Consider the following 6,378-nt stretch of genomic DNA (forward strand, 5'->3'; position numbering starts at 1 on the left):
AAACGCAGCAGAACGACACGACGGAAAACCGATTTTTCTCTCTACCGCGAACGGAACCTTGTTGAGAGGTTTTTCAATAAACTCAAGCAGTTTCGCGCTATCGCAACCCGCTACGATAAACTGAAATCGACCTTCCTCGCGGCCGTGCAGTTCGCCTCAATCATCATCCTGCTTAACTGACGACACGCCGTAGCACGGTAACGATACAGCACACCTTCCACAAATGTGACAGACGGATCTGCAGTCGGTCTACCGACATGACCTTCATGATCAGGGGGAAGATTCTTTATCCCTCACGGGAGAAATTTCTGACCGAACTGACGCTGGATCCGCCGGATGCCACGTCCGATCAGGCTGGTGTGCCGCTGCTGGATGAGGATTATCTGATCCTCTCGACTATTCATTCCACCAAGGGGCAGGAATGGAAGAATGTCTTCATCATGAATGCCGTCGATGGCTGCATTCCGTCTGACCAGGCAACAGGTGAGAAGGATGACATCGAGGAGGAACGTCGTCTGCTCTATGTCGCGATGACGCGAGCGAAGGACTCACTCGATATCATGGTACCGCAGCGCTTTTATGCGCATGGCCAGCATAGCCGGGGCGACCGGCATGTCTATGCGTCGCGCACTCGTTTTATCGACAAAGACATGCTGTCCCTGTTTGAGGCTGTATCCTGGCCCGTTGTGAACCCAGAGGAACAGACCCGGCAGGACGCGGTGAAGTCTGTGCGGATTGATATGGCAGCCCGCCTGCGCGACATGTGGTCGTAAGAAGAAAACCAGCGCAATTCTCAGCCCATGATTTTGAACTTACAGGTGATTTGGGAAACGGACCCGATCTCCCTGTAAGTCATGCTGATGATTTCCCACAAGCCTGCTAGCCAGTTTATCGAAAGCAGGTTGGTAAATCAGTGTGGGCATACGAGCCTGCATTGTGGCCGCATGGTCTGGATCAGTTTCAAATTGTCCTTTCCAGCGGATGAAGGTGCGGTCTCCATCTGTAACCGGCAGGAGCTGGATGGTTGAACGATAGTTCCAGATCGGGAGGGCTGATTCAATGATCGAAAATGTTACGGCACAATCCGTATCGGACAGAGCCAGAAGCTGCTCACGAATAAGGCCGACATCGCCCATCTCAAGCCGCCGAATGGCACCCACGCGATCGCCCGGATCATCCCCTTCAATCTGGCAGCTTTTGACACCCGGCAACCACAGCCCGATGGCCCCGAAATCCCGAAGGAAGGGCCAGACGGATGCAATGGGTGCATTGAGAACACTACTGGCCATAACGTCTATCATCATATGTTCCTGATTACTGTTAGTGCGTATTAAAGTGATTGTCCGCCGGTTATCTCAATGCGCTGACCATTCACCCAGTGCATGTTGTCAGACAAAAGGGCGGCAACAGCGGCACCAATATCATCCGGTTGCCCGACACGCCCCAGAGGTGTGATCTCTGCCAGACTTTTGTTGACTTCAGCGTTGTCACGCACCAGTCCACCGCCAAAGTCTGAGGCAATAGCACCGGGTGCCACAGCATTGACGGTAATGCGGCGTTCCCCCAGTTCCTTTGCCATGTAAAGCGAGATCACTTCGGTAGCCCCTTTCATGGCTGAATAGGGGCCGTGATCCGGCAGATAAAAGCGTGTGGCTGCCGAAGTGATGTTGAGAATATGCCCGCCATCACAGATGAGCGGTAGAAGGGCCACTGTCAGCAGATATGGCCCCTTGAAATGAATGTTGTACTGATTATCAAGCTGTTCAGGTGTTGCCGCGTCAAAGCGAGTGTGAATGATGTTGCCTGCGTTTTGCACGATATATTTTAACGTAGATCCAGAAAGATCCTTCTCCAGAAGATTCCTGACTTGCGTAGTGAATATCGCAAAAGTGGTGTGGTCTGAAATATCCAGTTTCAGCATATACAGTTTTGCTGTGTCGGTGCTGAGTGCTGTTTCTGCTGCCTGCGCTTCGGCTGCGTTAGTGTAATAAGTGCCGATGACATCAATGTCCGCTGCAATCAGGTGTTTTGCGATACTGTAACCGATCCCCCGATTGGCACCCGTAACAAGGGCCACGTATTTCTGGTTCATGATCGGTTTCCTTTGGTAGGTTTCTAAGAGGCGAAATGAGGTCGCTATACTTAAAGATCAATCGATACATAAATGGGGTAAGGTAGGCCGTCAATAAATTATGGATCGACCGATACGTATAAAACCACAGAGAGTGGCTGGTGATAAAATCAGGGCCGTTTACTGGCGGGAGGAAACGCTCTTGGGACGTAATGCAAGACTATCCCAGATTTGCATGAGCGTTGTAATGGCTGCATCCAGTTTCCTGGCCCTGTCACCATCTCTGGCTTCGCAGGCCATGCCGTGTAGAAAGGTTGTGAACAGGGTAGGAAGAGTCTGGGTAGCGGGTGAGGGGGACAATTCGCCATTTGCCACAGACCGATCTACACAGGCTTTTATGCCCTTGCGGGTGCGTGCGCGTTCGGCAGCCAAGAGGGTCTGCACGGACTGGTTTTCTGGTGAACAATTGCTGGCCCCCAGCACAATCAGGCACCCCGTAGGGTGAGAGCGCGTTGTCTGCATACGGGCGGAGCGTCGTAATGTCTGTTCAATAGCATTACGTGGCGCAAGTGTTTCGTCCCATAGAGGCGTAATAACTTGTCCATAAGTTTCCAGATAACGCTGCACGACTTCACGGAACAGCGCTTCCTTGGAACCAAAGGCAGCATAGAAACTGGCAGGCGAAATATTGCCCATGCAGGCCTTGAGCTGGTTCAATGATGTCGGCTCATACCCCTGTGTCCAGAACAGCGTGAGCGCGGCATCCAGCGCCTTGTCCCGATCAAACTCACGGGGCCGTCCTGTCCGGGCCATGTCCTGTCTCCGTTCGTGTAAAAGTTGTTCTATACTAATTGATACGGAAATGGATGGCCAGAATTACGCGCTAAAACCCCCATCAATGGTCTGCATGGCGCCAGTAATGCCACGTGCCGCATTGCTGGCCAGAAACGACACATAGGCCGCAACATCATCTGCCGAACCATGTTCCTTGATAGCCATGACACTATGCATGAGATCAGCCTGCGGGCCATTGGCCGGGTTCATATCCGTATCTGTTGGCCCCGGCTGGATGACGTTGACCGTGATATGGCGCTCGCCAAAATCCCGCGCCAGACCACGCACCATGCTTTGCAGGGCTGATTTTGTCATGCTGTAAGCAGCCAGCCCCTTGAAGGGGACGCGATTGGCGTTTGTGGAACCGATCAAGATAATCCGGCCCCCGTTAGGCATGGAACGGGCCGCTTCAACCGCACAATGATAGGCGGCACGAATGTTGATATCAATCATGCGGTCAACGTCATCAGGGTTGAGTGTCAGTGGGTCTCCGGCAACGCATATTCCGGCGTTGAAGACGAAAATGTCGATAGAGCCAGCATTCCGGACGACAGAAAGCATTTCTGAACGCTCAGTTGCATCCGCCTGAATGGCTTCTGCTCCGGTCTGGTGGGCAAGCTCTTCAGATTTTGTGCGCGATCCGGCCCATGTGAAGCGTACGGATGCTCCATCACGTGCCAAACGTCTGACAATTGCAGCCCCAATCCCTCGGCTACCGCCGATGACCAAGACCTTTTTGCCTGAAAATTCTGCCATGTTGTGCTTTCCTGTTTTGTATCGATCACTACAGAATAAGAAAGCATTAGAGCGCCAGTTAATTTTGTATCGAGTGATATGGAACTTTTGTTTCTGCCTCTTTTTTCAGACGAGTCTATCGTAGCAATGGGCTTATTAGGTGCCATTTCTGCCTTAATTTAAGAAGTCTATTTATATACCAACCAGTCCAGAAATGTGTTGCCGGTAAAGCGTGTTGGCATATATCTGTATTATTCGTTCCACTTATGTGAGTTTCAGATGCCCAAAAATTCGTCCTCATTGCCAGAAGACCGTCTTCCGGTTGCTGGCCTTCTGGCGCTCGCAATGACAGGGTTCCTCTGCATCATGACGGAGACACTTCCTGCAGGACTGCTGCCGGAAATAAGTGCTGGTCTGCGGGTATCTCCTGCTTATGCAGGGCAAATGGTCACCGCCTATGCCGTAGGTTCCTTAAGTGCCGCCATTCCACTCACACTTGCTACACAAAGATGGCGGCGACGTACCGTGCTGCTTCTGGCTATCATTGGTTTTCTGCTGTTCAATGCAGTTACTGCGCTTTCACCCAATTATTGGCTGACACTCGCAGTCCGTTACAGTGCGGGCGCAGCAGCGGGATTGGCATGGGCACTTCTGGCGGGATATGCGCGGCGCATGGTAACACGTGCCCAGCAGGGGCGAGCGCTGGCTATTGCCATGGTTGGAACGCCAATCGCCTTATCCCTTGGTGTTCCTGCCGGAACCTGGTTGGGAGCCATTTTCGGATGGCGGTTGGCATTTGGCATGATGTCAGTCTTTACATTTTTGCTGATTGGCTGGGTGCTGGTGACGGTTCCGGATTTTTCGGGTTCTTTGCATACACAACGGCCAGCATTCCGACACGTTCTAACGACACCTGGCGTGCGACCCGTTCTGGGAGTGGTGATCCTCTGGATGCTCGCACACAATATCCTGTACACTTACATTGTGCCTTTTCTGATACCGGCAGGGCTGGCGGGGAAGGCTGATCTTGTGTTGCTGGTTTTTGGTGTTGCCGCATTGGGTGGTATTGCGCTGACAGGGCAACTGGTAGATCATGCCTTGCGTGAGGCAGTAATGGTCAGTCTGGCCGTGTTTGCGGTGGTCTGTCTCGCTTTTATCATTGATGTGCACTCTCCAGCGGTTATCTGGGGAGGTGTGAGTATCTGGGGCCTGACTTTTGGCGGTGCCGCAACGTTATTGCAGACGGCGCTGGCTGATTCAGCACAAGAAGGCGCAGATGTCGCATTGTCCATGAATGTTGTGGCATGGAACAGCGCTATTGCAGGAGGCGGTCTATTGGGAGGTCTTCTCCTGAACCTGTGGGGGGCAGCCTCTTTTCCATGGGTTATGATGGGTCTTCTGATCTGCGGTTTTGGGATCGCATGGCATGCTCGCTCACACGGGTTTCCGCAAGGTCATCGACTTTTGCAATAGCATCAGCAAACCTTGTGAACTTCAGCAATCGGTTGTCACGGAAAGTCATTGTATTGTCAGCGGATCAGTCATCAACAGGTCTTTATCAGGAATAAAGCCTATTTCCTGATAGCCTGCGTCTAGCTGCCGTGTATGGTCCAATAGGTTCAGGTGTAATCATGAGCACGATCAGGACATTCCCGGAACTGTTACCTGGCTTTCAGTGGCAGGATATTGAGGTGGAAGGTGTGCGGATCCGCACGGCCACAGGCGGGAAGGGACCACCAGTGCTTCTGCTGCATGGTCATCCGCAAATGCATCTGACATGGCACAAGGTTGCTCCTACACTGGCAGAACATTTTACCGTTGTAGCGCCGGATCTGCGTGGTTATGGCGATAGCGCCAAGCCTGAAGGCGGGGCAGATCACGCTAATTATTCCAAACGTGCGATGGTTGCCGATCAGGTCGGCGTCATGAAAGCACTTGGGTTTGAACGGTTCAGGGTTGTCGGGCATGACCGGGGAGGGCGGGTTGCGCATCGCATGGCGCTGGATACACCACAGGTAGTGGAAAAGCTGGTGCTGATTGATATTGCACCAACAGCAACAATGTATGCCCACACCAATATGGAGTTTGCTCGACGCTATTTCTGGTGGTTTTTTCTGATCCAGCCCTATCCTCTGCCAGAAAAGCTGATTGATGGCGATCCAGATTTCTTTCTGGAAAACCATATTGCAGGACAGATCAAAATCCCGAGGTCAGTCGATCCCCGCGTAATGGCTGAATACCGCCGCTGCTATGCTGACCCGACAATGCGCCATGCAGCTTGTGAGGATTATCGGGCTGCGGCTGGTATAGACCTTGAGCATGATGCAGCCGATGCCAATAAACGGGTTACAGCACCGTTACTGGCATTATGGGGTGCACGCGGTACAGTGGGCGCACTTTATGATGTTGTGGAGACATGGCGCGAAAAAGCGACTGACGTGCAGGGCCACGCGATTGATTGCGGGCATAGTCCACAGGAAGAAGCACCTGAAGAATTTCTGCATCAGCTTAAAGAGTTTCTTTGAAATGGATTCCAAAATGTACAGTCTTTTGGCCAGATGAGTTCGGCCTACAAATAATAGGGATTTTTATCTCTGCATATTAGGGCCCGTGTAAAAAAAACATACTGAAATATGATGGAAACGCTATGGCGACAGACCTTCTATCCCAATAATCCCGCATCGCCGTAATTCTCAATAATCTGGTCAAAAAGGCTGACATCCGAGCGGCTTCTTGCC

Annotated in this window: 8 protein-coding genes; 4 read left to right on the forward strand and 4 right to left on the reverse strand. The window is 52.0% G+C overall.

The window, feature by feature from the left end; translation table 11 throughout:
• Both CSR02_RS02005 and CSR02_RS02010 read left to right on the forward strand, forming a co-directional pair.
• Positions 1-180 (forward strand): transposase (locus tag CSR02_RS02005; protein WP_143225515.1); only part of this gene is annotated, 180 nt, incomplete at its 5' end.
• A 77-nt stretch (positions 181-257) separates the two neighbouring features.
• Positions 258-773 (forward strand): 3'-5' exonuclease, encoded by a 516-nt coding sequence (locus CSR02_RS02010; RefSeq protein ID WP_244176718.1) that lies wholly within the window; start codon positions 258-260, stop codon positions 771-773.
• Positions 774-812: 39 nt separating this feature from the next.
• On the opposite strand, the gene CSR02_RS02015 is transcribed toward CSR02_RS02010, so the two are convergent.
• The 4 genes from CSR02_RS02015 to bdcA form a co-directional block, all read right to left on the reverse strand.
• Complete coding sequence (locus CSR02_RS02015; RefSeq protein ID WP_099540393.1) at positions 813-1,301, reverse strand: SRPBCC family protein; 489 nt, start codon at positions 1,299-1,301, stop codon at positions 813-815.
• 29 nt (positions 1,302-1,330) lie between these two features.
• Positions 1,331-2,092: an SDR family NAD(P)-dependent oxidoreductase gene (locus CSR02_RS02020; RefSeq protein WP_099540394.1), complete on the reverse strand. Its 762-nt coding sequence runs from the start codon at positions 2,090-2,092 to the stop codon at positions 1,331-1,333.
• 159 nt (positions 2,093-2,251) lie between these two features.
• Positions 2,252-2,884, reverse strand: a complete 633-nt coding sequence (locus CSR02_RS02025; protein ID WP_099540395.1) for a TetR/AcrR family transcriptional regulator — start codon at positions 2,882-2,884, stop codon at positions 2,252-2,254.
• 63 nt (positions 2,885-2,947) lie between these two features.
• Positions 2,948-3,661 carry an SDR family oxidoreductase gene (gene bdcA, locus CSR02_RS02030; RefSeq protein ID WP_099540396.1) on the reverse strand — a complete coding sequence of 238 codons (714 nt, stop codon included), beginning with the start codon at positions 3,659-3,661 and terminating at the stop codon, positions 2,948-2,950.
• A 258-nt stretch (positions 3,662-3,919) separates the two neighbouring features.
• On the opposite strand from bdcA, the gene CSR02_RS02035 reads away from it, so the two are divergent.
• Positions 3,920-5,113 (forward strand): MFS transporter, encoded by a 1,194-nt coding sequence (locus tag CSR02_RS02035; RefSeq protein ID WP_099540398.1) that lies wholly within the window; start codon positions 3,920-3,922, stop codon positions 5,111-5,113.
• 158 nt (positions 5,114-5,271) lie between these two features.
• Positions 5,272-6,165: an alpha/beta fold hydrolase gene (locus CSR02_RS02040; protein WP_099540397.1), complete on the forward strand. Its 894-nt coding sequence runs from the start codon at positions 5,272-5,274 to the stop codon at positions 6,163-6,165.
• The last annotated feature ends 213 nt before the right edge of the window (positions 6,166-6,378 follow it).

The sequence above is a fragment of the Acetobacter pomorum genome (genome assembly GCF_002738225.1).
Classification (GTDB): domain Bacteria; phylum Pseudomonadota; class Alphaproteobacteria; order Acetobacterales; family Acetobacteraceae; genus Acetobacter; species Acetobacter pomorum.